General features: G+C 56.6%; 23 protein-coding genes. 6 read left to right on the top strand and 17 right to left on the bottom strand.

Annotation, left to right across the window (positions count from 1 at the left end; translation table 11 throughout):
* The 3 genes from ADICEAN_RS13295 to ADICEAN_RS13280 form a co-directional block, all read left to right on the top strand.
* A partial coding sequence (locus ADICEAN_RS13295) for a GltB/FmdC/FwdC-like GXGXG domain-containing protein (protein ID WP_040397185.1) occupies positions 1-1,517 on the top strand: 1,517 nt, incomplete at its 5' end.
* On the top strand, positions 1,517-2,935 hold the full coding sequence (locus ADICEAN_RS13290; RefSeq protein WP_009196136.1) for a glutamate synthase subunit beta: 1,419 nt from the start codon (positions 1,517-1,519) through the stop codon (positions 2,933-2,935). The genes ADICEAN_RS13295 and ADICEAN_RS13290, both read left to right, overlap by 1 nt.
* An 807-nt stretch (positions 2,936-3,742) precedes the next feature.
* Positions 3,743-4,738, top strand: coding sequence for an acyl-ACP desaturase (locus ADICEAN_RS13280; protein WP_009196135.1), 996 nt, complete (start codon positions 3,743-3,745; stop codon positions 4,736-4,738).
* 69 nt (positions 4,739-4,807) lie between these two features.
* Here ADICEAN_RS13280 and ADICEAN_RS13275 read toward each other — a convergent pair whose 3' ends face one another.
* Positions 4,808-5,323 (bottom strand): TPM domain-containing protein, encoded by a 516-nt coding sequence (locus ADICEAN_RS13275; protein ID WP_009196134.1) that lies wholly within the window; start codon positions 5,321-5,323, stop codon positions 4,808-4,810.
* A gap of 110 nt (positions 5,324-5,433) precedes the next feature.
* Between ADICEAN_RS13275 and ADICEAN_RS13270 the strand changes: the two genes are divergently transcribed.
* Positions 5,434-7,503: a beta-N-acetylhexosaminidase gene (locus tag ADICEAN_RS13270; RefSeq protein WP_009196133.1), complete on the top strand. Its 2,070-nt coding sequence runs from the start codon at positions 5,434-5,436 to the stop codon at positions 7,501-7,503.
* 29 nt (positions 7,504-7,532) lie between these two features.
* Here the strand turns inward: ADICEAN_RS13270 and ADICEAN_RS13265 are convergent, their stop codons facing one another.
* The 14 genes from ADICEAN_RS13265 to ADICEAN_RS13205 all read right to left on the bottom strand — a co-directional run bounded on the left by ADICEAN_RS13265 (position 7,533) and on the right by ADICEAN_RS13205 (position 19,858).
* A complete protein-coding gene (locus ADICEAN_RS13265) occupies positions 7,533-8,333 on the bottom strand; it encodes a tellurite resistance TerB family protein (protein WP_009196132.1) in 801 nt (266 codons plus the stop codon).
* Between the two features lie 191 nt (positions 8,334-8,524).
* Positions 8,525-9,955: a sugar MFS transporter gene (locus tag ADICEAN_RS13260; RefSeq protein WP_009196131.1), complete on the bottom strand. Its 1,431-nt coding sequence runs from the start codon at positions 9,953-9,955 to the stop codon at positions 8,525-8,527.
* A gap of 169 nt (positions 9,956-10,124) precedes the next feature.
* Complete coding sequence (locus ADICEAN_RS13255; protein WP_040397181.1) at positions 10,125-11,327, bottom strand: multidrug effflux MFS transporter; 1,203 nt, start codon at positions 11,325-11,327, stop codon at positions 10,125-10,127.
* Positions 11,328-11,758: 431 nt separating this feature from the next.
* Positions 11,759-11,986 (bottom strand): pirin-like C-terminal cupin domain-containing protein, encoded by a 228-nt coding sequence (locus ADICEAN_RS23735; RefSeq protein WP_316928529.1) that lies wholly within the window; start codon positions 11,984-11,986, stop codon positions 11,759-11,761.
* A complete protein-coding gene (locus ADICEAN_RS13245) occupies positions 11,977-12,609 on the bottom strand; it encodes a pirin family protein (protein WP_009196129.1) in 633 nt (210 codons plus the stop codon). Before ADICEAN_RS13245 ends, ADICEAN_RS23735 begins: the two co-directional genes overlap by 10 nt.
* Positions 12,610-12,893: 284 nt before the next feature.
* The gene (locus ADICEAN_RS13240) at positions 12,894-13,697 is read right to left on the bottom strand and encodes an alpha/beta hydrolase family protein (protein ID WP_201766029.1); all 804 of its coding nucleotides are present in this window, start codon (positions 13,695-13,697) and stop codon (positions 12,894-12,896) included.
* Positions 13,698-13,865: 168 nt separating this feature from the next.
* The gene (locus tag ADICEAN_RS13235; RefSeq protein ID WP_040397177.1) at positions 13,866-14,501 is read right to left on the bottom strand and encodes a hypothetical protein; all 636 of its coding nucleotides are present in this window, start codon (positions 14,499-14,501) and stop codon (positions 13,866-13,868) included.
* A gap of 21 nt (positions 14,502-14,522) precedes the next feature.
* On the bottom strand, positions 14,523-15,782 hold the full coding sequence (locus tag ADICEAN_RS23730; protein WP_316928527.1) for a thioredoxin domain-containing protein: 1,260 nt from the start codon (positions 15,780-15,782) through the stop codon (positions 14,523-14,525).
* Positions 15,783-16,517 (bottom strand): thioredoxin domain-containing protein, encoded by a 735-nt coding sequence (locus ADICEAN_RS23725; RefSeq protein ID WP_316928528.1) that lies wholly within the window; start codon positions 16,515-16,517, stop codon positions 15,783-15,785.
* Positions 16,518-16,556: 39 nt separating this feature from the next.
* Positions 16,557-17,540 (bottom strand): GSCFA domain-containing protein, encoded by a 984-nt coding sequence (locus tag ADICEAN_RS13225; protein WP_009196124.1) that lies wholly within the window; start codon positions 17,538-17,540, stop codon positions 16,557-16,559.
* Positions 17,541-17,660: 120 nt separating this feature from the next.
* Positions 17,661-18,104, bottom strand: a complete 444-nt coding sequence (rplI, locus tag ADICEAN_RS13220; protein WP_009196123.1) for a 50S ribosomal protein L9 — start codon at positions 18,102-18,104, stop codon at positions 17,661-17,663.
* A gap of 90 nt (positions 18,105-18,194) precedes the next feature.
* Positions 18,195-18,446 (bottom strand): 30S ribosomal protein S18, encoded by a 252-nt coding sequence (gene rpsR / locus ADICEAN_RS13215; RefSeq protein ID WP_009196122.1) that lies wholly within the window; start codon positions 18,444-18,446, stop codon positions 18,195-18,197.
* Positions 18,446-18,814 (bottom strand): 30S ribosomal protein S6, encoded by a 369-nt coding sequence (rpsF, locus tag ADICEAN_RS13210; protein ID WP_009196121.1) that lies wholly within the window; start codon positions 18,812-18,814, stop codon positions 18,446-18,448. Before rpsF ends, rpsR begins: the two co-directional genes overlap by 1 nt.
* A gap of 123 nt (positions 18,815-18,937) precedes the next feature.
* The gene (locus ADICEAN_RS13205) at positions 18,938-19,858 is read right to left on the bottom strand and encodes a hypothetical protein (RefSeq protein ID WP_009196120.1); all 921 of its coding nucleotides are present in this window, start codon (positions 19,856-19,858) and stop codon (positions 18,938-18,940) included.
* 105 nt (positions 19,859-19,963) lie between these two features.
* Here ADICEAN_RS13205 and ADICEAN_RS13200 point away from each other — a divergent pair, with 105 nt between their 5' ends.
* The gene (locus tag ADICEAN_RS13200) at positions 19,964-20,545 is read left to right on the top strand and encodes a methyltransferase domain-containing protein (protein WP_009196119.1); all 582 of its coding nucleotides are present in this window, start codon (positions 19,964-19,966) and stop codon (positions 20,543-20,545) included.
* Between the two features lie 103 nt (positions 20,546-20,648).
* Here the strand turns inward: ADICEAN_RS13200 and ADICEAN_RS13195 are convergent, their stop codons facing one another.
* A complete protein-coding gene (locus ADICEAN_RS13195) occupies positions 20,649-21,440 on the bottom strand; it encodes an O-methyltransferase (RefSeq protein WP_009196118.1) in 792 nt (263 codons plus the stop codon).
* Positions 21,441-21,450: 10 nt separating this feature from the next.
* Entirely contained in the window at positions 21,451-21,837 is a 387-nt protein-coding gene (gene apaG, locus ADICEAN_RS13190; protein ID WP_009187262.1) for a Co2+/Mg2+ efflux protein ApaG, read from the bottom strand.
* A gap of 85 nt (positions 21,838-21,922) precedes the next feature.
* Here apaG and ung point away from each other — a divergent pair, with 85 nt between their 5' ends.
* Positions 21,923-22,585: a uracil-DNA glycosylase gene (ung, locus tag ADICEAN_RS13185; RefSeq protein ID WP_009196117.1), complete on the top strand. Its 663-nt coding sequence runs from the start codon at positions 21,923-21,925 to the stop codon at positions 22,583-22,585.
* Positions 22,586-22,871 lie beyond the last annotated feature (286 nt).

The following is a 22,871-nucleotide window of genomic DNA, read 5'->3' as shown; positions in this document are numbered from 1 at the left end:
ACCACGACATTTATTCCATCGAAGACCTCAAACAGCTGATCTACGACCTTAAGAATGCCAACCACCGGGCCCGCATTAATGTAAAACTGGTGGCGGAGGCCGGGGTGGGTACCATTGCCGCAGGAGTGGCCAAGGCCAAAGCCGATGCCATTCTGATCTCAGGGGCCGATGGGGGCACGGGTGCCAGCCCCCTCAGCTCCATTCGGCATGCCGGCCTGCCCTGGGAATTGGGGCTGGCCGAAGCCCAGCAGACACTGGTAAAAAACGGCCTGCGCAGCCGCGTGGTGCTGCAGACGGATGGCAAGCTCATGACGGGCTATGACCTGGCCGTGGCTACCTTGCTGGGGGCCGAAGAGTGGGGCATCAGCACGGCTGCCCTTATTGTGGAAGGCTGTGTGATGATGCGCAAGTGCCACCTCAACACCTGTCCTGTCGGCATCGCCACCCAAAATCCCGAGCTGCGCAGGCTCTTTACCGGCCGGCCCGAAGATCTGGTTACTTTCTTCACCTTTATGGCCGAAGAGCTCCGGGAAGTAATGGCTTCGCTGGGCATGCGCAGCCTTCATGAAATGGTGGGCCAGAGCCATTTGCTCAAGCTGCGGGAGGATGTCCGGCACTGGAAGGTGCAAAAACTGGACCTTAGCCCCCTGTTGCATCAGGAAACCGCCGCCGAAGGTGTTGGCATTTACCAGCAGCACCAGCAGGATCATGAGCTTGAGGGGGTGCTGGACCAGCAGCTGATCCGGGACCTGATGCAGGAAAAAGCCGGCCTGCTGCAGTACCCTATTCACAACACCAACCGCTCAGTAGGCAGCATGCTCTCCTACCAGGTATCGCGCATCTGGGGTAAAAAGGGAATGCCCGAGGGCAGTTTCAGAGCCGTATTTCAGGGCTCTGCCGGCCAGAGCTTCGGGGCCTTTCTGGCGCCCGGCATCCGCTTTCAGCTGCTGGGCGAGGCCAATGATTACCTGGGCAAGGGCCTCTCCGGTGGCCAGCTGGTGCTGCAGCCTTTTGCCGAAAGCCGCTATAAAGCCCATGAACACATCATTTGCGGCAATGTGGCCCTTTATGGGGCTACCGCTGGCAGCGCCTACATCAATGGCATGGCCGGCGAGCGTTTTGCCGTGCGCAATTCCGGCGCCGAGGCGGTGGTGGAGGGCATTGGCGACCACGGCTGCGAGTATATGACAGGCGGCAAGGTGCTGATCCTGGGCGAGGTGGGAAAAAACCTGGCCGCCGGCATGAGTGGCGGTATGGCTTATGTATGGGATCCATACGAGCAGCTCCCCAACCAGTACAATCCTGACATGGTAGCCCTGGAGCAGCCCGACTGTGATGACCTGGCCTGGATCCTGCAGAAACTGCAGGAGCACCTGCGCCTTACGGGCAGTGAGCGTGCCCGCCAGCTTGTGCAGGAGTGGGAGATGCAGCAACACCACTTCCGCAAACTAATGCCCTATGACCTCAAACGGGTGCTGCAGGCCCCGCCAGCCTCACCCCTTAAAATTGTTGCCTAATGGGAAAAGAAACCAACTTTATGGTGCATCCGCGGGAGCTACCCCCCCAGCGCCCACCCCAGGAGCGCATCCTGGACTCCCGCGAGATCTACCTGCCGTTTCCGGAAGAAAAAACCCGGCTCCAGGCCTCCCGCTGTATGGATTGCGGCGTGCCCTTCTGCCACCAGGGCTGCCCGCTGGGCAACCTGATACCGGATTTTAATGAGGCCGTAGCCGAAGGAGAATGGGAAAAAGCCGCCCGCCTGTTGATGCGCACCAATACCTTTCCGGAATTTACCGGCCGCATCTGCCCGGCGCCCTGCGAGGCAAGCTGTGTGCTTTCCATCAATAAACCGGCTGTTGCCATTGAGCATATTGAAAAGACCATTGCCGAAAAAGCCTTTGAATTGGGCCTGATGCAGGCCAGGCCTCCCCTTACCCGCACAGGCAGGCGCATAGCAGTAGTAGGCTCCGGCCCTGCTGGACTGGCCGCTGCAGCCCAGCTAAACCAGCTGGGACACCAGGTAGTGGTATTTGAACGGTCCGACAAGGCCGGTGGCCTGTTGCGCTATGGCATCCCTGACTTTAAGCTGGAAAAGTGGCTCATCGATCGCCGGCTGGCCCTGCTGGAGCAGGAGGGCATCCAGTTTCGCTATGGGGTAGAGATTGGGAAAGACCTGCTCCTTAGCCAGCTCAGGCAGGAGTATGATGCGGTGCTGCTCTGCATTGGGGCCAGCAAGCCCCGCCCCCTTGGCATCCCGGGCAGTGGGCTCAAGGGGGTGCACTTTGCCATGGAGTACCTCAGCCTGCACAACAAGCGCATAGCCGGGCAGCCCATTGCGCCCGATGCGGACCTTTATGCAGAAGGAAAGCATGTGCTTGTGATTGGCGGAGGAGACACCGGCTCCGATTGTGTGGGTACGGCCAACCGGCAGTTTGCCCATTCGGTCACCCAGCTGCAGTACCGGCCCATGCCTGCACTGGAGCGTAGTCCGGACAATCCCTGGCCCGAAATGCCCATGCTGCTGAGCACCTCCAGCTCACATGAAGAAGGCTGTGAGCGCAGCTGGGGCTGGCTTACCAAAGAATTTGTAGGCAATGAGCAGGGGCAGGTTACAGGCCTTAAGGTAGTAGAGCTGGCATGGAAAAGCCCCGCTGCCTATACTGAAATACCGGGCAGTGAACGCATCCTGCCCTGCGATCTGGCCCTGATTGCCATTGGCTATGAACGTCCGGAGCATGATGCCTTCTTGCAGGAATATCCCCTGGCGCTGGACAAACGGCATACTTTTGCTCTGCACAATTGGCAAACCAGTGTTGAAGGGGTGTTTGCGGCGGGTGATGCCTACCGGGGGCAGTCGCTGGTAGTCTGGGCCATAGCCGATGGGCGGAATGCGGCTGAGGCCATTGACGAATATGTGAAGCATCCGGACCGTTAACCAGGCGATGCCGGAGGCCCAGGAGTAACCAAAATGGGTTCACATGCTTAGCCGCTACTCCTACAGGCGCCCGGTTCTGGGGCTAGGGGCTGCACCAGCGTTATAATTCCAGGAATCTGCTGGTTGTTCTACCAGGCTGTGCTCATATCGAGAGACTGTCTGGCGTACACTCCAAACCCTTAAAATCCCCCATCTTCTGGAGCTGATACTGTCCGTTCCGTAGCTCCCAGCGGGCGTCTGTCCGGCCTGCGCTTTCCACTTGGTGCGTCCCTTTTGGTTTCCATACCTCCACCGTTTGGCGGATGCAGCTTGTTTTACAATAGCAGCCCGTGCTGCCATAGCCCAGGCGGGAGGCAATTCTGAGAACAGGATTTTTCTGATGCAAAAGATAGTCTGCGAATTCTGTCACAGCTGCATGCTTGCATTTGTCTATAGGATAGAAGGGCCAGGAAACCCAGAACCGCAGGAAGGAGAGAGGCCTGCTAATAAGCTCCTGGTAGTTGCCCCTTTTTTTTAAATACAAGGCCGAAGGTGCTGGTCCGGGATATTTTTCTGCTGAAAAAACGCATGCCAGCCGGTAGCTGCGGGCTAGGTTTCTCCCGGGAAAAGGCGTATGTTGGTCCGTTTAGCCAGATCTGATTCATCAGGTTCAGTGCTGAGCTTCGGCCTATACTCTCCTGCACTATTCCCTGGCAGGCAGCAATAATCCGCAGCGCCCCTTTTTCTTCCCCAGAAGGGGGTGGTGTTCAAAGGGTGGGATGGGGCCAAAAAGAAAGAAGAACGTTAACGATCACTATATCACAGAAGATGAGCAATACGAATTTGGTACAGGCCTACAGCCGAACGGAAGTGATGCAACACCTCGAGCCGCATGTGGAAGCGGTTATTGAGAAATTCCTGAAGTCGATTGAGACCAACTGGCAGCCTGCAGACCTATTGCCCGATTCCCGCCAGGGAGATTTCTTTGATCAGGTGAAGGAACTGCAGGAGCGGGCCCGAGAGCTCAGCTATGACTTTTGGGCCGTGCTGATCGGCGATACCATTACGGAAGAAGCCCTGCCCACCTATGAATCCTGGCTGGTGAGCATTGACGGGCTCCGCAAAGACGAAGAAAGCCCCTGGATGCGCTGGATCCGCTCCTGGACCGCCGAAGAAAACCGCCACGGCGATCTGCTGAACAAGTACCTCTACCTCTCCGGTAGGGTGAACATGCGGGAGATGGAAGTGTCTACCCAGTACCTCATAGCCGATGGCTTTGACCTGCAGACGGCCGGCGACCCTTACCGCAGCTTTGTATACACCAGCTTTCAGGAGCTGGCCACCAATCTTTCGCATGGCCGGGTAGGCGCGCTGGCCAAAAAAGCCGATGTGGCCGATCTGTCCCGCATCTGCGGCATCATAGCCGGTGATGAGATGCGCCATGCCCGGGCCTACCAGTCATTTGTCAGCAAAATCTTTGAGGCCGACCCCAATGAAATGATGCTGGCCTTTGAAGACATGATGCGCAAGAAAATTGTGATGCCGGCCCACCTGCTGCGCGAAACCGGGGTGCGCATTGGCAAAACCTTTGATCACTTCGCCAATGCCGCCCAGCGCCTGGGGGTGTATACTACCCACGACTATATTCAGATCCTGAACCGGCTGCTGAAAGAGTGGGATATTGAAAACATTGGGGGGCTACAGGATAATGGAGAACAGGCACGCGAGTACCTGCTGGCCCTGCCTGCCCGCCTAACCCGCATTGCTGAGCGTATGAAGGTACCTGAACTGGAGTATGAGTTCAGCTGGATTGGTACCCGCTAAGGGAGTAGCCGTTCTGCAGATAGACAAAAAGCGCTGCCCCACCCGGGCAGCTTTTTTTGTTTTCAGCGCCTATTGTCCCCAGCTGCCCGTAATCTCGATCAGACCCTGCCGCAGACCGGTAAAGTAGCGGTTGTCAGCAAAATAAGGCACCATTACATTATCGGCTATGCGCAGTGCCTCCAGTTCCGAGATGGTGGTGCGCCCGCCAATCTCATAGGCCACCCATACTTCGCGCAGGTTTCTGCTGAGCACGATGGCAATGGCATTGGTGTCGTTGCGCAGGTTCCAGGCTTGGCCAAGCGCTGAGCTGTAGTCCTGAAGCGATTCGTAGGGGCCTCTGCTGCGGATGGTAATGACCAGGATTTTATTGCCTGTGCGTTCTTCAAAGGCCTCAATAATGGCCGCCAGCTCGTTTTCTTCTTCTTCCGTAAGTACCCCTTCATAGTCATTCACACGGCCGCGGGGCTCAGGAATGGCACTTGCTACTACAGGGACTTCGTTTTCGTCGGAAGCGGTAAAAGGCTGCTGGCAGGCGCCAGATACGAGCAGAAGACTTGCCACAAGGGGGAGGGCTAACGGTTTCATGGCTGTAGTAGATTGGTCCTATGTAGTAGACTGCCCAAAGGGGGTGAGTGTTTTGTTTTGCATCCCCACATTCCTACACTATATTACCTTTTTAAACCCCCTTTGCTGCTATGTCCCGTTCGTTGCGCCTTTGTCTGCTTGGCTGTCTGCTGTTGCTCCTGCCTGTTGCTGCACAGGCGCAGCCGGCTGTTCACCCAACTCTTGCCCTGATGCCCCTGCCGGCGCAACTAAGCCTGGAGCAGGGAAACTACCGGCTCAGCAGGGAGTTTGGCATTGCCCTGGAGGGAGAGGCTAGTGAGCGCCTGCTGCGGGCTGGCGAACGCTTTCTGCGCCGGCTGGATGCGCAAACCGGCTTATTCCTACAGCAGAAGTGGCCCGTCACAGACGCCCAGACAGCTGCCCCCATGCGCATCAGAAGCGCCCGGAAGGGGGAACTTCGCCTGCACGAGGATGAGTCCTATAGCCTGCAGATACGCCCTGATGGTATTTTGCTGGATGCCCCTACGGAACTGGGGGTGCTCCGGGGCCTGCAAACCCTGCTGCAGCTGGTGCAGGCCGATGAGGAGGGCTACTACTTCCCTGCACTGCGCATCCAGGACAGCCCCCGCTTTCCCTGGCGGGGGCTGATGATCGATGTGGCCCGGCACTTTCAGCCCATGGATGTGCTCAAGCGAAATCTGGATGGCATGGAAGCCGTAAAACTCAATGTGCTGCACCTGCACCTGAGCGATGACCAGGGCTTTCGCATGGAAAGCAAGCTGTTTCCGCAGCTGCACGAGCGGGCCTCCGAGGGCGAGTATTTCACCCAGGAGCAAATGCGGGAGATCATTGCCTATGCGGGCGAGCGGGGCATCCGCGTAGTGCCCGAGTTTGATGTGCCGGGCCATGCCACCAGCTGGCTGGTAGCCTTTCCGGAACTGGGCAGCGGGCCGGCTCCCGCAGAATTGGAGCGCAACTCCGGAGTGTTTGATCCTACCCTGGACCCCACCAACGAAAAAACGTACGAGGTCCTGAACGCCTTCTTTGCCGAAATGGCCGCCCTCTTTCCCGATGCCTACTTTCACATAGGGGGTGATGAGAACGAAGGCCGGCACTGGGCGGCCAACCCGCAGATACAGGCCTTTATGAAGAAAAACGGCCTGGCCGACAAGCATGCCCTGCAAACCTATTTCAATACACGCATCATGGCAGGGCTGGAGCAGCAGGGCAAGAAAGTGATGGGCTGGGATGAGATACTGGTAGAAGGACTGCCCAAATCTGCCGTAATCCACTCCTGGCGGGGCCGGGAAGGGCTGGAAACGGCCGCCCGCCAGGGCTATACCACCCTGCTTTCTAACGGCTACTACATAGACCTGCTGCACCCGGCCAGGGACCATTACCTGGTAGACCCCCTGCCCGAAGGCCACGGGCTTAGCCCGGAAGAAGCCGCCCGGGTGCTGGGTGGCGAAACCACCATGTGGAGCGAACTGGTGACCCACCTGACCATCGATTCCCGCATCTGGCCCCGGGCAGCGGCCATAGCCGAGCGCTTCTGGTCGCCGCGGGAGGTGCGGGATGTGGCCGATATGTACCGCAGGCTGGAGCCCATCAGCCTCCAGCTGGAGCGGCTTGGCCTGCAGCACCTGCGCAACCAGGGGGTGATCTTGCGCAACCTGGCCGGCAGCCGCGATATTGGCCCCCTGCAAACGCTGGTAGGGGTGGTGGAACCCCTCAAGGGCTATACCCGCAACACCAACGGTACGCTCTATAAGACCTACTCGCCCTTTACCCTCTTTGCCGATGCCGCCACGGCCGATGCGCCCGATGCCCGCCGCTTCAGAGAAGTGGTGGATCGCTACCTGGCTACAAAAGATCCTGCTGCCCGAGCCGAGATCCTGAACTGGCTGGAAAAGTGGAAAGCCAACCATGCGGCCATGAAGCCCCTGATTGCCCGATCCCCAGTATTGAAAGAGATCGAAGGCCTGTCCGAAAGCCTCAGCACCCTGGCGGCCCTGGCGCTGGAAAGCATGCAGGAAGGGCCCGCCCGCAAGGCGTATGTGCGTGCTTTTAACCACAAACATCTTCAAAAGCAGCTGGAGCAGGCCAGGCGGCAGGGGGGCAGAACCGAGCTACAGGTGGTAGATGCACTTGAGAAACTGATCCGGGTCCATATTTCAGAAGGGACTAAGGAATGGAGATAGGGACAGGGGGCGTGTTTTATCCTCTGCCGCTACCACCCCTTTTTGCGGCCGCCGCCCAAAATACCTCCCAGGAGAGACCCCAGGCCCCCGGAGCCCATGCTGCTGTAGCCACGCCGGCCGTTGAGGCCGCCCAGTACACTGGCAAGCGAGCCCAGGCCGCCACGGCGCATGCCGCCGGCCATCATGCCACCGCCCAGCAGGCCGCCCAATAAGCCGCCAAGGCCACCGCCCATCATACCGCCACCCATCATACCGCCCCTGCGACCACGCCCACCCCTTAACATGCCGGCAATGAGCAGGGGCGCTGCTACCCCTAAGATGCCCGTAACCATTTGAGGGGAGATGCCCGCATTCTTGAACATATCCGTTAGTCCATGCTTGTTTAAAAAGGATTGTGAGGTAGGGTCTTCTCCCTCCTGCGGCGCTTCATTTGCCTTGCTTACATAGGTATCCAGGATGCTGAACTGCTTCTGGTTGATGTCCAGGTAAGCAGCCATGTCTTCAATGTGCTTTTTTTCCTGGGCGGTGTACTGCCCGTCTGCCTTGGCAAAGCTGATGATGTCGGTGATAAAGGAAAAGCGCAGGGGACTGGTTTTGAGGATGTCCAGGCATTTTTGGAGGTTTAGCTGGCTGGGGTTTCTGGCTACATACACCAGTTCTTCGTGCATGTTTTCGGGCAGTTCGGCAGCCTCGGCCATCAGCTGCAGAAATTCCAGCTCTTCGGCCGAGGCAGTGCCATCAGCAGAAGCAATGGTGGCCAGGGCGGCAAAATAGGCACCGCGCTCTTCTATGCTATAGTCTTTCAATAAAGGGGTTTGTTCCTGTTCCATGGGTGTTGCAGTTGTGGTAGTGAGACTGTAACTGCTATAGTCCATCAGTTGTTAAGCAAAATGGACCGGCTCCCCAGCCAGAAGACCAGATGGAATAAAACTATTAGGGTAGCACATTTAGGATAAAAAAAGCCTCCGGTGTCGGACCGGAGGCTGTTCTTTTACAAATGCCTGGTTTTGCTTTTTGTATTTCAGACAGCAGATGGGTCTGTTTTTGGCTTATAGCCTGCAAAGCCATAGTAGGCGATGTAGGCATAGCACAGCAGCGGAATCAGGAATGATAGCTGCAGGTTGCCGCTAATGTCGGCCACAGCCCCCTGCAGGGGTGGGATGATGGCGCCCCCTACAATGGCCATTACCAGCAGGGATGAGGCCTGGCTGGTGTACTTGCCCAGCCCGTCAATGGCCAGCGTAAAGATGGTCGGGAACATGATGGAGTTGAACAGGCCAATGCCAATGATGGACCACATGGCCAGCTGGCCCTGGGTAAAGATGGCCACAACCAGCAACAGGATAACCGTAGCCGCAAACAGCCCCAGGGTACGGCTTGGAATATAGCCTCCCAGCAGCAAAACCACCACATTCAGCACAATCAGCCCCAGGGCGATCAGGGCCAGGTCCAGCCCCATAAAGTAATACACGGTCAGGAAGGCGATACAGCCAATCAGGCCAATAATGAGAAAACGATGCAGGTTGTTTTTGAAGCTGGACAGAGCCACTGCGCCAAAGAAGCGGCCGATCATGGCACCGCCCCAGTAAAAGGCCAGAAACTGGCTGGCCTCCAACTCCTCCAGCCCGGCAATTTCCGGCAGGCGGGCAAAGTTGATAAAAGCACTGCCTACGGCTACCTCGCCGCCCACATAGGCAAAGATACAGATCATGCCCAGCACCAGGTGCCGGTACTTGAGCGCCCCGCTGCCGGCTACTACAGTGCCTGCACTGTGCAACCTGGGCAGGCGAAAGGCTTTAAACAGCACCGCTATGAGCAGAAGGGTAGCGGCCAGGGCCAGGTAAGGGATCTTTACCGATTCTGCCCCGCTGCTGGCAGCTGCACCCGCTACTCCCTCAAAGATCAGATAGCCGCCCAGCAGGGGGGCAATGGTGGTGCCAAAGGAGTTGAGCGCCTGGGTGAGGTTAAGCCGGCTGGAAGCCGTTTGCGGCGGGCCCAGAATGGCTACATACGGGTTGGCCGCAATTTGCAGAATGGTAATGCCCGAGGCCAGTACAAAGAGGGCTCCCAGAAAGAAGCCATAACTGGCCAGGCTGGCAGCCGGAAAGAAGAGGGCGCAGCCCACCGCAGCTACCACCAGGCCTACAATAATGCCGTTTTTATAGCCGATCTTCATGATGGGATCGCCCTGCTGTACCGATACGATGAAGTACAAAAGGGAAACAATGAAATAGGCTCCAAAAAAGGCCGTCTGGATCAGCATGGCCTGCCACAGCTGCAGCTCAAACACCTGCTGCAGTTTAGGGATGAGGATGTCATTCATGCAGGTGATAAAGCCCCACATGAAAAAGAGGAGCGTAACTACTACCAGGGGTCCGGTGTAACTTCGGGCAATGGGCATGCCCGCTTCGGCAGCGGTAGAGGGGTGCGTGTTGGTAGAGATACCAGCCATAGCGTATCGTATGTTAAGGGTGTAAATTAGCTGGCATAAGTTAGCAAATAAGTGCGCCCTACTGCGCGCTATCCCCCTTTATTTCTGGGATTGGCCGAAAATAAAAAGGGCTGTCCGCAGCCGGACAGCCCCCTGAAAAATACGGTATCAGGTAGAGGCGACAGGACCTTTAGGCAGCGGCCAGCGCCCGTCGTTCTTTGTGCCTGTACCCCAGCAAAATAAGCAGCGACAGGCTGGCGCCGCCTGCCATGATAAAGGCCATGGGCATGGGAGTGCCGTTGTGCAGGTAGCTCACCAGGCCGGAAGCCAGGGCGCCTGTGAGCATCTGCAGGCTGCCCAGCAGAGCAGAGGCGCTGCCGGCAAAGCGGGTAAACGGTTTTAGCGCCAGCGCCGTGGCATTGGGGGCAATAAAGCCAATAAAGAACATATAAATAAAGATCAGTGCCAGGCTGCTGGTAGTGCTCAGCAGGCCTAACAGGCTGCCGGCCGCCAGCGCCAGACCGGCAGCAGCCTGTGCCCATACGGCCCGGCGGGAAATTTGTGCTGCCGAGCGGTACCGGAGCCAGAGGCGGTTGATCTGGCTGCCCAGGATAAAGCCAAAGGCATTCAGGCCAAACAACCAGCCATACCAGGTTTCCGACAGCTGAAAGTACTCCATAAACACAAAGGGCGAGCCCGAGATATAGGCAAACAGGCCGGCAAACGCAATGCTGCCCGCAAAAGCATAGGCCAGAAACTCGGGCTCCCGCACTACCTGCCCATACTCCTGCAATACCCGCAGGGGCCGCAGGGAAATGGAGGGGTCCGGCTGTTTGCTCTCGGGTAAAAAGCGGTAGACCAGCACAAATAGCAGGGCGGCAATGCCCACCAGCACATAAAAAATAATGCGCCAGCCAAAGTGAGCCGTTACATAGCCTCCTATGGTAGGGGCAATAATGGGCGCTACCCCCATGATCAGGATCAGGGTAGAAAACACCCGGGCGGTTTCATTGGTAGGAAACAGGTCCCGCACCATGGCCCGGCTGGCCACAATACCGGCACAGCCGCCCAGGGCCAGCAGCAGCCGCTGCCAGATGAGCCAGTCTACCGTAGGGGATAGCGCACAGCCAATGGCTGCGACAATGTACATGAGCAAGCCGGCCAGCAGGGGCTTTTTGCGCCCATAGCGGTCTACCAGCGGGCCATAAAAGAGCTGCCCTACCGATATGCCGATAAAGTAACTGGTAAGCGACAGGCCTACCCGGGCAATGCTGGTGTTGAGGTCGGCAGCAATGGCCGGAAAGCCCGGCAGGTACATGTCGATGGTAAACGGGCCCAGCGCCGAGAGCGCTCCCAATACCAGAATGATTCTATTTTTTAATTTTCGGTCCAAAGCGGTCTGAAGTTACGGACTAGTTTGCATATCCCCGGTGGTAAATTCCACAGGAGGCCTGATTAATTTTTCAAGGATACTCTTGGAGCCTGTAGCTGGCTACCAGTTCATCGTCTGGCACTACTGGATAGGGGAGGAGAGCAGAAGGGAAGGCAGACTAGAAGCAGCGCTGCATAGGGACCTATCTCCCTGGCAACTGCAGGATGGAATGAGCAGCAGGGCTTACCAGCTGCCGACCGGTAAAGCGGCCAACAGAGAAGCGGGTAATAGAAGCAAAAGCCGGGATGCTGTTCATTTCTTTCTCTACGCCATCGGAACAGGGCAGTTTCGCTTGCGGGTCATAATTTTTCAGCCGTAGTCAAAAACACGCTCATTTTAGGAGCAGGCCGTAATGCTTCCACTGGACTTCTGTCGATAAAGGGATAAGCCCCCTAGCTCCAGCTGCCAAACTTGCCCTGCTGGTAGTCCCGGTAGGCTTCCATGATCTCCTGCTCGCTGTTCATGACAAAGGGTCCACGGGCTACCACCGGCTCCTGAAAGGGTAGGGCATGGCCCAGGAGTAGCAGGCTCTCTGCTTCGGCCTCTATGTGCAGCTGCTCATCATCATTGGCAAACTCAACCAGCTGCAGCTCCCCGGCGGATGTGCCATTTACCTGCAGCCGGCCTCGGATGATGTAGAAGAACAGATTGCGCTCCTGCGGGACCCTAAGGGATAGCTTGCCCCTTCCTTAAAGGCCACTGTGCTGAGGAAAACATCTGTTTTGGGCTGAAAGGCAGCCTGTTGCCCTTCCCAGCTGCCGGCAATCAGGTTTAGCTGTACCCTGCCCCCATCAAGTGCCAGGCTGGGAATTTCCGCCTGCTGAAGGCCCCGGTAAAAAGGCGCTGTCATTTTGTGCCTGGCTGGCAGGTTTAGCCAAAGCTGCAGGATCTCCAGCGGGCCCCCTTCTTTTTTGAACTGTGGCGAGGAAACTTCGGCATGGATCAGCCCCCGACCGGCCGTCATCCACTGCACCCCACCGGCCGAAATGATGCTTTCATGCCCGCCGCTGTCCTTATGCATGATGTCGCCCTCCAGGATAAAGGTTACCGTTTCCATGCCCCGGTGGGGGTGTGGTCCAAAGGGAAGGCCCCTGTTGTTCGGCAGATAGGTTTGCGGCCCGTGGTGGTTCAGAAACAAAAAGGGGTCGATCTGTTGCAGGCTTCTGCTGGGAAGGGGCGAATGGGTTTTCAGATCGGCAATGGGGGCGTATTCCGCAGTATGTAGGGTCTTGATGGTTCTCATAGGCCAGGCTTCTAATTCAAAGTTACAACATTAAATTAGGAAATGATAGTTTCCGTACGCTCACATTCCTGCAATGTCCAGGTTCGTATTCTTTTCTGGAAAAGGAGAAGCCTTGCAGTACACATAAGCCCCTGGTGGAGGAAGAAGAAGGAGGTACTGGCAGGCCATAGAGTAAAAGTAGCATATTAGCCGCTTACTCCTGCCACGGGTAATTCGTGGCAGGAGTGGTAACGCCAGCTCCTCTATGGAATGATCCTTGGAGAGGGTACTCCCTTTGCTACTCCCTACCTGCTGGTAGCGGGGTGCTTTTTGGCCAGCTGGCGTTGCTTTTTGCCGGACAGTAGGGAGAGGCAGGCTGCTTCTACCTGGGACCAGACCGGAGAGAAGGGGGCAACCAGATCAAAATGGCCGGCTTCGGGGATCAGCACCATCCGGGCATCATCACCAGCAGCCGTGGCGGCCGCTGTGTAGGCAGTGGCCTGGCGCACCGGCACAATGGGGTCAGCGGCTCCCTGCAACAGGCGCTGCGGAACTCCCACAGGGAGCAGCTCTGCCGGGGAGGCCTGAGCATAGCGCTCGGGATGTGCTGCTGGCAGGCCACCCATAAGCTTTTCTACAGCAGCATTGCAGCTACCCGCTTCGCTACTATAGGTAGCCAGGTCGGCAATGCCGGCAAGGGCCACCACCCCCTTCAGGGGCAGGGGGTCAGGCGTGTAGAGTAGGCTGCTTACGGGCAATTGCGTACGGGCAGCCAGCCAGAGGGCCAGATGTCCGCCTGCCGAGTGGCCGATCACCAGTACCTCTCCCAGATCAAGGGGGTATGTTTTGGCCAGCTGGCGCAGGAAGTCGGTGCCCAGGGCTACATCCTGCAGCGTGCCGGGCCATCCGCCGCCAGCATCGCCCACGCGCCTGAACTCCAGCGTCCAGGTGGCAAACCCCCTCTTGGTGAGGGCTTCACTCAGGTGGGTCATGTACTGGAGGCTATACTGGTTGAGCCAGCAGCCTCCGTGCACCACAACAGCCACCGGGTGTCGCCCCTTGCCTTGCGGGCAGCCGCAGCTGGGCATATTGCAACGAATCCGGCCCATAGTAAATAGTAGTGTCGGCAGGGGTAGGGGCTAAGCCTCCAATCTGCTGCCATGTAAGCAGTGAGGCGCTGGTCTGCGCAGGGAGCGTAAGGGACCAGAAGGAGCCTAACAGGAGGAGTAGGAGAAAGCGCATGTTTAGCTGAGGGAATAGTAGAACTCCAGAAGGGGTTAAAATAAAAAAGCTTCAAATCGTTCCCGGAGCTGCTGGATGGGGGTGCTGCCGCTGCTTAGTTGGGTCAGGATCCGGATCTCGGCCACATGCAGGATCTTCTGCTCTTCGCCCAGCAGGCTCATGACCACCTGCTCGGTGGCGGTGAGTTTGGTTTCTCCATCCAGATGGCCAATGTTGGCAGCCTCAAGCAGAATAAGGGCACCCCCTTGCGGATGCTCCTGCAGGCGAAACTTCCACCTGGAGGCATCCACATCCCGCTCGTTGTAGTCTTCATCATAGAGCCTGAATTTTAGGTCCCACTCCTGCGGGGGCTTGGCATGGTGAAACTCCCATTGGGGCAGCCGGGGGGCTGCCTCCATAAGTTGGCGGCTGTGCTCCAGCAGCTCCCGGCTGCCATTGGGCGAGATGGTGAAGTAAAAGGGGCGGCGCTGCCCCCGGCCCAGCTCCCAGGTAAACAGGCCCAGGGCCAGCACCTGGTTGTTGAAGGCCTGCACCAGGGCTTCCTGCGCCTGCTCCGAGCGCCCCTCCAGCACCTGGCGGGTATGTTCTTCCTGAGCGCTGAACCAGTCCCAGAAGCTATCTATTTTATCTAAATGAAAATCTTCCCGCATATAGATCACTGTATTAAACAAAAGCGCAAAAGAGGTAAAGAACTAGGCCAGGTTTATGGCTTGCTTTAGCTGCACCAGGGCCTCGCTTACCGAGGCCACAGGCTGCTGGCAGGCCTTGTTATAGCACAAATACAGCAGGGTAGTGCCCTCCCGGGGCAGGCGCTGCTGCAGCAGGGGCAGGGAGCTCTCCTGCCCGGCGGCGGCTACTACTTTATTGGGCAGGTAGTACCGGTGCAGCTCGCTGGCCTTTTGCTGATAGCCGGGGCCGCTGATAGCCACCTCTGCCGTGGGATAGGCCATGTGCAGGTAGAGGCCGGCCCAGTGACTTAGGTACTGCGGTTCGGTGAGGATCAGCCGCTCCATGCGGGAGACCATATCCCGGGCCCTGCTGGTCCAGTCCTCCTGCTCCAGCAGTAGGCCCAGCCGGTACAGGTTGTGGGCCATCTGGCTGTTAGACGAGGGGATCACATTATCAAAGAGTTCTTTCTTGCGGGCAATGAGCCCTTCGCTGCTGCTGGCGGTGTAAAAAAACAGGCCTTCTTCTTCATCCCAAAACTCCTGCAGGCAGTAGGTGCACAGGCGCCGGGCCAGCTGCAGCCATTTTTCCTCAAAACTCACCTCATAGAGCCGCAGCCAGCCGCCAATTACAAAGGCATAATCGTCCAGAAAAGCGGGCGAAGGAGCTGTACCGGCCTTTTGGTTGCGCCGCAGCCGGCTTCCCTGCAGCAGGTGCTTTTCGATAAAGGCGGCGTTTTGGCGGGCCAGCTCCAGGTAGCGGGCCTCGCCCAGAGCGGCATAGGCATCGCAGAGACCGCTGAGCATCATGCCGTTCCAGGCGGCCAGCACCTTATCATCCAGGCCGGGACGCACGCGGGTGCTGCGCTGGTGCAGCAGCTTTTGGCGGGCCTCCTGCAGGGCCTGTTTAAATTCTTCGGGATCCAGCTCGTAGGCCCTGGCAAAATCGTCCGGCGACTGGCGCACGAACAGGATGTTCTTGCCTTCCCAGTTACCCCCTTCGGTGGCATTGAAGTAGTCGATGAAGAGCTCGGCTTCTGCGCCCAGGGCCGCTTCCAGCTCTTCCAGGGTCCAGACGTAGAACTTGCCTTCCTCGCCTTCGCTGTCGGCATCCAGGGCGCAGTAGAACCCCCCTTCGGGACTGCGCATTTCCCGCTCGGCCCAGCCAATGGTCTGCTCCACTACCTGCTGAAAGAGGGCGTCTTTGGTGGCGGCATAGGCATTGGCATAGAGGCTCAGGAGCTGGCCATTGTCATAGAGCATTTTTTCAAAGTGGGTACAAACCATTCAGCATCTACCGAGTAGCGGGCAAAGCCGCCGCCCAGCTGGTCGTAGAGTCCGCCCCAGGCCATTTCCCGCAGGGTGCGTACGGCCTGATCCAACGCTTTTTTGTTCGCCGCTGGCCAGCTGCAGGTGCAGCAGAAACTGCCAGTGGCTGGGCATGGGGAATTTGGGCGCTCCCTGCAGGCCGCCCCGTTTGGTATCGAATTTTTTCTGAAAGCTGCTAAACAGGTGCTCCAGCTTTAGCCGGGTGATCTGCAGGGGGTGCTGCTGCAGCCGAAAGCGCTCCACATCTGAGGCGGAGAGGGCATCGGCAAACTTCTCGGACGATTCTTCCAGCGCCGGGCGGTTTTTGGCCCAGGCGTCGGCTATATTTTGGAGCAGCTGCTCCCATTGCTGGCGGGGAAAGTAAGTGCCTCCGTAGAATGGTTTTTGCGCAGGGGTAAGAAACACATTGAGCGGCCAGCCGCCCTGTAGGCCCATGGCCTGTATGGCATCCATGTAGATCTGGTCAATATCGGGCCGCTCTTCCCGGTCCAGCTTAATGGGAACAAAATGCTCGTTCATAAGGCGGGCCACCCCCTCATTCCCGAAGCTTTCATGCTCCATCACATGGCACCAGTGGCAGGCCGAGTAGCCAATGCTTAGCAGAATGGGCTTGTTCTCCTGCCGGGCCTTTTGCAGGGCTTCTTCCCCCCAGGGGTACCAGTCTACGGGATTGTGCTGATGCTGACAGCAGATAGGGGCTGCTGCTCTGGCTAAGGCGGTTGGTAGGCTGGCTCATGTGTGAAGCTGCTGCAGCAGCTGGTTTAGTTCGGCAGATACATCTACCCCCTTGGGCAGCGCCTGCAGTTTGCGAAGGGTATTTTCTAAGAACTGCCGATGGGCGGCAGATGTTGGATTAAAGGGACGATGGGCCAGCGACTGCTGCAGAGGGGTCCATTCCTTCAGAAAAGCCCGGGCCTCGTCATCCAGCAGGCAGGCGGTAAATTTTTCCCATACATACTGCTCGGCCAGGGGGCTGGGGTGCAGCAGGTCGGAGGCGTAGAAGCGGTAATCCCGCAGATCGTCCAGCAGCAGCTCGTAGCTGGGAAAGTAGTAGATCTCCTGGGGATGCTGCTGGGCCAGCTGGTGGCAGAGCAGGCGCAGCTGGGCCTTGCTAAGGGCATTTTGTTCCAGCCCATCTTTGAGGTGGCGTACGGGGCTAACCGTTAGGACCAGTTTCAGGTCCGGATTGTGCTGCCGCAGCAGCTGCCAGAGGCGTTGCAGCGCTTCCAACATTTCTTGGGTAGGGGTAAGGCGTTTGCTAAACGCCCCTTGCGGTTGTTTGTGGCAGTTGGCTACGGGCAGATGGAGCTGCTTTACTTCATACAAAAAAGAAGTACCCAGCGTCAGCAGCAGGGCCTGTCCCACCTGCAGGTGCCGGCGTACCTGTGCCAGACGCTCTGCAATGACGGCTTCCAGCTGCTGCCGGCTGCCGGCATGCAGCGAGGAGTGCAGCAGGTAATTGAGCCAGCGTTCCTGAAACTGCAGGTAGCTTTCGTCAGGGGGTAGTTCCTGCTGAAGGGCCATGTGCAGCAGACGGATCATGGGCAGGGGGTGGAAGAGGGTGCCAAAGGGGTTGGCCAGGGTGGTGAACTTAGCTGCCTGCAGCCGCTGCCCGATCACATCGGCAAAGCAGGAGCCCACCGACAGCAGGGGCCCCTGCAGGCTAAGCCGGAAGGGGGGTGGGGAGGGGGTTATTTCGGTCCGGAGGGCTTGCATGGCTGCTAAGGTAGCAAGTTTTAGGCTTAGTAGGGAAGGGGAGTGGTAGGCTGAAATACAAAAAAGGCGCCCTTGCGGAGCGCCTTTTCATATACCTGTTTACCTTAAAAAGTGGAGCGCTTATTCAGCAACTACTTCAAAGGCTACATCTTTCTTCACATCTTTGTGCAGATCCACTTCGGCAACATACTCGCCAAGGCTTTTTACATCGCCTTTGATGGAGATTTGCTTGCGGTCTACATCTATACCTTTAGCCTTAAGGGCTTCTGAGATCTGGTGGGTAGTAACAGCACCAAAGATCTTACCGGTTTCGCCTGCTTTGGCAGGGATGCTCAGTTTAAGGCCGTCCAGCTGGTTGGCTTTGTTCTCAGCTTCGGTTTTGATCTTTTCAGCTTTGTGCGCAACCTGCTTGATGTTCTCATCGCGCTGCTTGAGGGCACTGCTGGTGGCCATTACGGCAAAACCTTGTGGAATAAGGTAATTGCGTGCATAACCAGGCTTAACGGTTACACGATCATTGCGGTAACCGAGGCCTTTAATATCTGTTTTCAGGATGATTTCCATGCTCTTTTTGATTGATGGCTAGGTATTGCCGGCGGTAACAGCCTGCACCGAGGGGGGACAGCGCTAGAACTACAGGCAACAAACAGCTATTTATTTCAGCGAATCGGTTACGTAAGGAAGCAGGGCCAGGTGGCGGGCACGCTTAACGGCAGTAGCCACTTTCTTCTGGAATTTCTCGCTGGTACCGGTAATGCGGCTGGGCAGCAGTTTGCCTTGCTCGTTTACGAATTTCAGCAGGAAGTTAGCATCTTTATAGTCGATGTATTTGATGCCATGGCGCTTGAAACGGCAGTATTTCTTGCGGTTTTCGTTACGCTGGATGGGTTCGTTCTGCAGTGTCATTAGGCTTGCTCCTCCTTAACTTCTTTGTCTTTTTTGTTGAAATCACCTTTCTTTCTTCTCTGATTGAACTCGATGCCATGCTTGTCCAGGGCAACGGTCAGGAAGCGCATTACGGTTTCGTCGCGGCGGAACTCTACTTCCAGGGTGTTGATCAGATTGGTAGGCGCCAGATATTCAAAAAGAATATAGAAGCCGGTGGTTTTGTGTTGGATCGGGTAGGCCAGCTTGCGCAGGCCCCACTGCTCTTCGTTTACAAGTTCGGCTCCGCCGTTAGTCAATACAGCTCTGAACTTGTCGACAGCATCCTTTACCTGGGTCTCAGATAAAACGGGATTTAAGATGAATACCGTCTCGTATTGTTTTAACATACTACTAGAAAATTTGTAATGAGGTGCAAAATTATTGAAAATAATCCGTAATGCAATGCCATAGTGCAAAAAAAAAGCTCTGCCAGCAGGCAGAGCTTTGGGTGTGAAAAGGTCTTGTTGGGCTTATTTTACCCGGAATTTCTCCTGGCCAATCATGTAGCCGTCGGCATATAGTTCTACATTGTAAACGCCCTCGTCGTAATCGCTGCCCTTGTCATAGGTGAAGGTCAGCTGCTGGCGGGTGTTGTCAAAGAGAATCTCCTGCTGGCCGGTGTAGAATTCTTCGCGGCCGCCAATCATCATGGTACCTGAGCCGGTGGCTACGTCAAAGAGCACATTGCCGTTGGGATCAATCACGCGCAACATAATGGCTTTGCTCTGGATAGGGGCAACGGGGTTATCGGCCAGGTTAAAGGTAACCTTCAGCTTGTCGATCTGGCCATCCCGGAACTCACCTTCGCGCTCTTTGCCACGCTTGTTTACAGCGGCCACCTTGATGTTTTCGGCTTTGAGGCGAGAGGCAATCTCTACCTTTTTGGTCAGCTCCTGGCGGTTCTGGTTAATGCTGCGAACAGAGTCGGAGAGCTTGTTCTGGGTAGTTTTAAGCGTGGTGTTTTCGGCGTAGAGCGAGTCGCTGAGCGAGCGCAGGCGTCCAATCTCGGCATCTTTGTCCCGAAGCAGCTCTTCGTAGCCCTTCACCTTGGCGTTTACTTCGTTCAGGCGGCGGCGGGCAATTTCGCCGGAGCGCTGCAGCTGCTGCTTCTCGGCTTCCAGCTCGGCTTTGGCACGTTCCAGTTCTTCTACATTTCCTCCCAGGCTTTCAATTTCGGCAATGCGCTTGTCCAGTTCGGTGCTCATTTCATCCAGGCGACGATAGGTATCGGCCAGTTCGGTATCTTTGCTGGCGATCTCGGCTTTCATTTCCTGTTTCTCCCGGTAGTCCATGTAGTAGACCACACCGTTGATGATAAGCAGCAGGGCTATGATTGCAATGATCAGCGTTTTGGTATTTTTCCCTGAGCTTTTACTTGTGTTCTCAGCCATATTGGTTTGCGAATAGTTTGCTTAAGAATGAGAAATGAAAAGAAATATTGTTTGGTTCCGCTGAAATAATTCAACAGACAAATATCAAAAAAAATTTTCTCTTCCATGTCAGTTTTCAATGAAAATTACTGGACTTCCCGCTACCAGCAGGGACAAACCCAGTGGGATGCCGGGGCCATTACCACCCCCCTGAAGACCTATTTCGATCAGCTGGAAGACCGCTCGCTGCGCATCCTGATCCCGGGCGGGGGCAGTGGCTGGGAGGCCGAGTACCTGCACCGGCAGGGATTCACCCAGGTGTACCTGCTGGATCTATCGGCTATTCCCCTGCAAAAATTTCAGGAGCGCAATCCGGATTTTCCGGCTCAGCACCTGCTGCAGGCCGATTTTTTTGCCCTGGAGGGCCAGTGGGACCTGATTGTGGAGCAAACCTTTTTCTGTGCCCTGCACCCCTCGCAACGGCCGGCCTATGCCCGGCAGGCTGCCCGCCTGCTGAAGCCGGGCGGCAAGCTGGTGGGGGTGTTGTTCAATGTACCCCTCAATAGCGAACATCCCCCCTTTGGCGGAGAGGAACAGGAGTATCGGGCCTACTTTGAGCCCCACTTCAGCCATGTAAGCATCAGCTCCTGTTATAACTCCATTAAACCCCGGGCGGGGCGGGAGGTCTGGATCCGGATGGTCCGGTGATAGGGTGTTGCTCAGGGCTTGTAGTGAATTTGCTAACCTGTAGGCTAGCACCAGCAAGCAGCTACTGGACGCCTCAGCTTTAGCAGGCGCTTGTACTACTGGCTTAATACTCCAGTACATACTGCTGCGCCTGCATGCCCGGACGGAAAAAAAGCAGACCGGCCTCATACAGATCAAGGCTAAGGGTAACCGAGGGGTGGCGGCACAGCTCCTGCCAGGCCTGCTGCATGCCGGCCGACCAGTGAATATCATCTACCACCACTACCGACTGAGGGTGCAGATGGGGAAGCAACCAGCCAAAATAGCGGAGCGTGGCCTCATAGGTATGGTTGGCATCCAGGTAGGCCAGGTCTAGTTGAGGGGAGGCCTGGGCAAGTAGCTGCGGCAATTGCTGATCGATATTGCCGGTCAGGAGCTGAATGTTGGTGACCTGCTGCAGCTCAACATGCCGGCGGGCCAGGGCGGCAGTCTGCGGACATCCTTCTATGGTATAGAGGGTGCCGGCAGGGATGGCTGCTGCCATGTACAGACTGTTAAGCCCCAGGGAAGTGCCCAGCTCCAGCACCGTTTGGGCCTGGGTAAACTGCAGCAGGCGATAGAGTAGCTGGCTAAAGCGGGCAGGGGTAAGGCTATGGCGGGCAATGCTGGCTACAGGGCGCTTGTTGTTTGTGGTAAGGCTTGAGCCAGCCCCCATCTCCTGCAGCTGTAGCCACTCGCCCGACTCCAGCAGCTCCCGCCGCAGCTGTTCTACAGCAGGCAGGGACGGGCCCTGTGGGCGAATCACTTCCCGGTAAAGCTGATAGACAAAGGGGGCATGCAGGGAGTGCTCGTTAACAGCTTCCAGCCAGTAGCGCAGCCAGGCGCTGGCCTGAAACAGTTTCTGGGAGAGCTGCACCGGAATGCGCTTAGTTGAGTTTGAAGGGGGCGATCATGGTGAATTCCGGGATCTTGACCCGAAACTTCTTCCCATCCAGGACCCGCTCCATCAGGTAGGTGCCAAACATTTTGCCGATGCCGGATTTGAGGTTGCAGCCAGAAACGTAGGTATGGCTCTGGCCGGCCTCCAGTACGGGTTGCTGGCCTACTACGCCTTCTCCTTCCACTTCCCGGTTGGTGTTGTTGGCATCGTGGATAAACCACTGCCGCCGCAGCAGCTGCACGGTATACTGGCTATTATTTTCGATGGTGATCCGGTACGTAAACACGAAATGCATCTGCCCCGGGCTGGAGTATTCGGGCTGATACTCGGTTTCCACGCTTACCTTCACCCCTTGGGTAACTTCCGAAACCATTCTTGCGCTTTTTGCTTAAATTACTTACTATACGGTGAAAAGAGTTCGATCGCCGAACAAATCTTTCTAAAAGACTAACATCGACATGGATGTAAAAATTGCCTCATCCTGGAAGGATAAGTTACAAAATGAATTTCAAAAACCCTACTTCCGGGAGCTAACAGCGTTTGTCCGCCAGGAATATAAAACGCATACCGTCTATCCCCCCGGCCCGCTCATTTTCAACGCCTTTGCCCACTGTGCCTTTGAGGGGGTAAAGGTAGTGATTTTAGGGCAGGATCCGTACCATAATCCCGGCCAGGCCAATGGACTGGCATTTTCAGTAGCCGATGGGGTGGCCACACCCCCCTCACTGCAAAACATCTATAAAGAGGTCAGCGATGAATTTGGTACCCCCATTCCTCCCACAGGCAACCTGGAGCGCTGGGCCGATCAGGGGGTGCTATTGCTCAATGCCACCCTTACGGTGCGGGCCCACCAGCCGGGCAGCCATCAGAAAAAGGGCTGGGAAGAATTTACCGATGCCGTCATAGAGCTGCTCTCCCGGGAGAAAAAGGGGCTGGTCTTTTTGCTCTGGGGGGCCTATGCCCAAAAGAAGGGAGCCATCATTGATGAGAGCAAACACCTGGTGCTGAAATCGGCCCATCCTTCCCCCTTTGCTGCCAACAGGGGCTTTTTTGGGAATAAGCACTTTAAAAAGACCAATGACTACCTGGCACAGCAGGGCTTGGAGCCCATTGTGTGGTAGGGGCTACCCATTTCGCCCCTGATCAACCGCCGCTGGGGTGGTTGGTCAGGGGTAGGTGAACCCTTACCCACGGAAACGGAGCATCGGGCAATCCATCATATCTATAAAAAGAAACATGAGTCATCCCGAATTTTCTAAATGGTTTGAACATGCTCATGTTACAGTATTTTAGCCCAAAAACTTAAAGGAACGCTGTCATCTCGACCAGCGGGAGAGATCTTGGATAAGACAACTCTTTACTGGTAAATTTCCAGGATTTCTCCCGCTGGTCGAAATGACAGCCTAC

This window comes from Cesiribacter andamanensis AMV16, assembly GCF_000348925.1.
Classification (GTDB): domain Bacteria; phylum Bacteroidota; class Bacteroidia; order Cytophagales; family Cyclobacteriaceae; genus Cesiribacter; species Cesiribacter andamanensis.
Note: the sequence above shows the minus strand (reverse complement) of the source record. Positions and strands in the feature narration are given on the sequence as shown.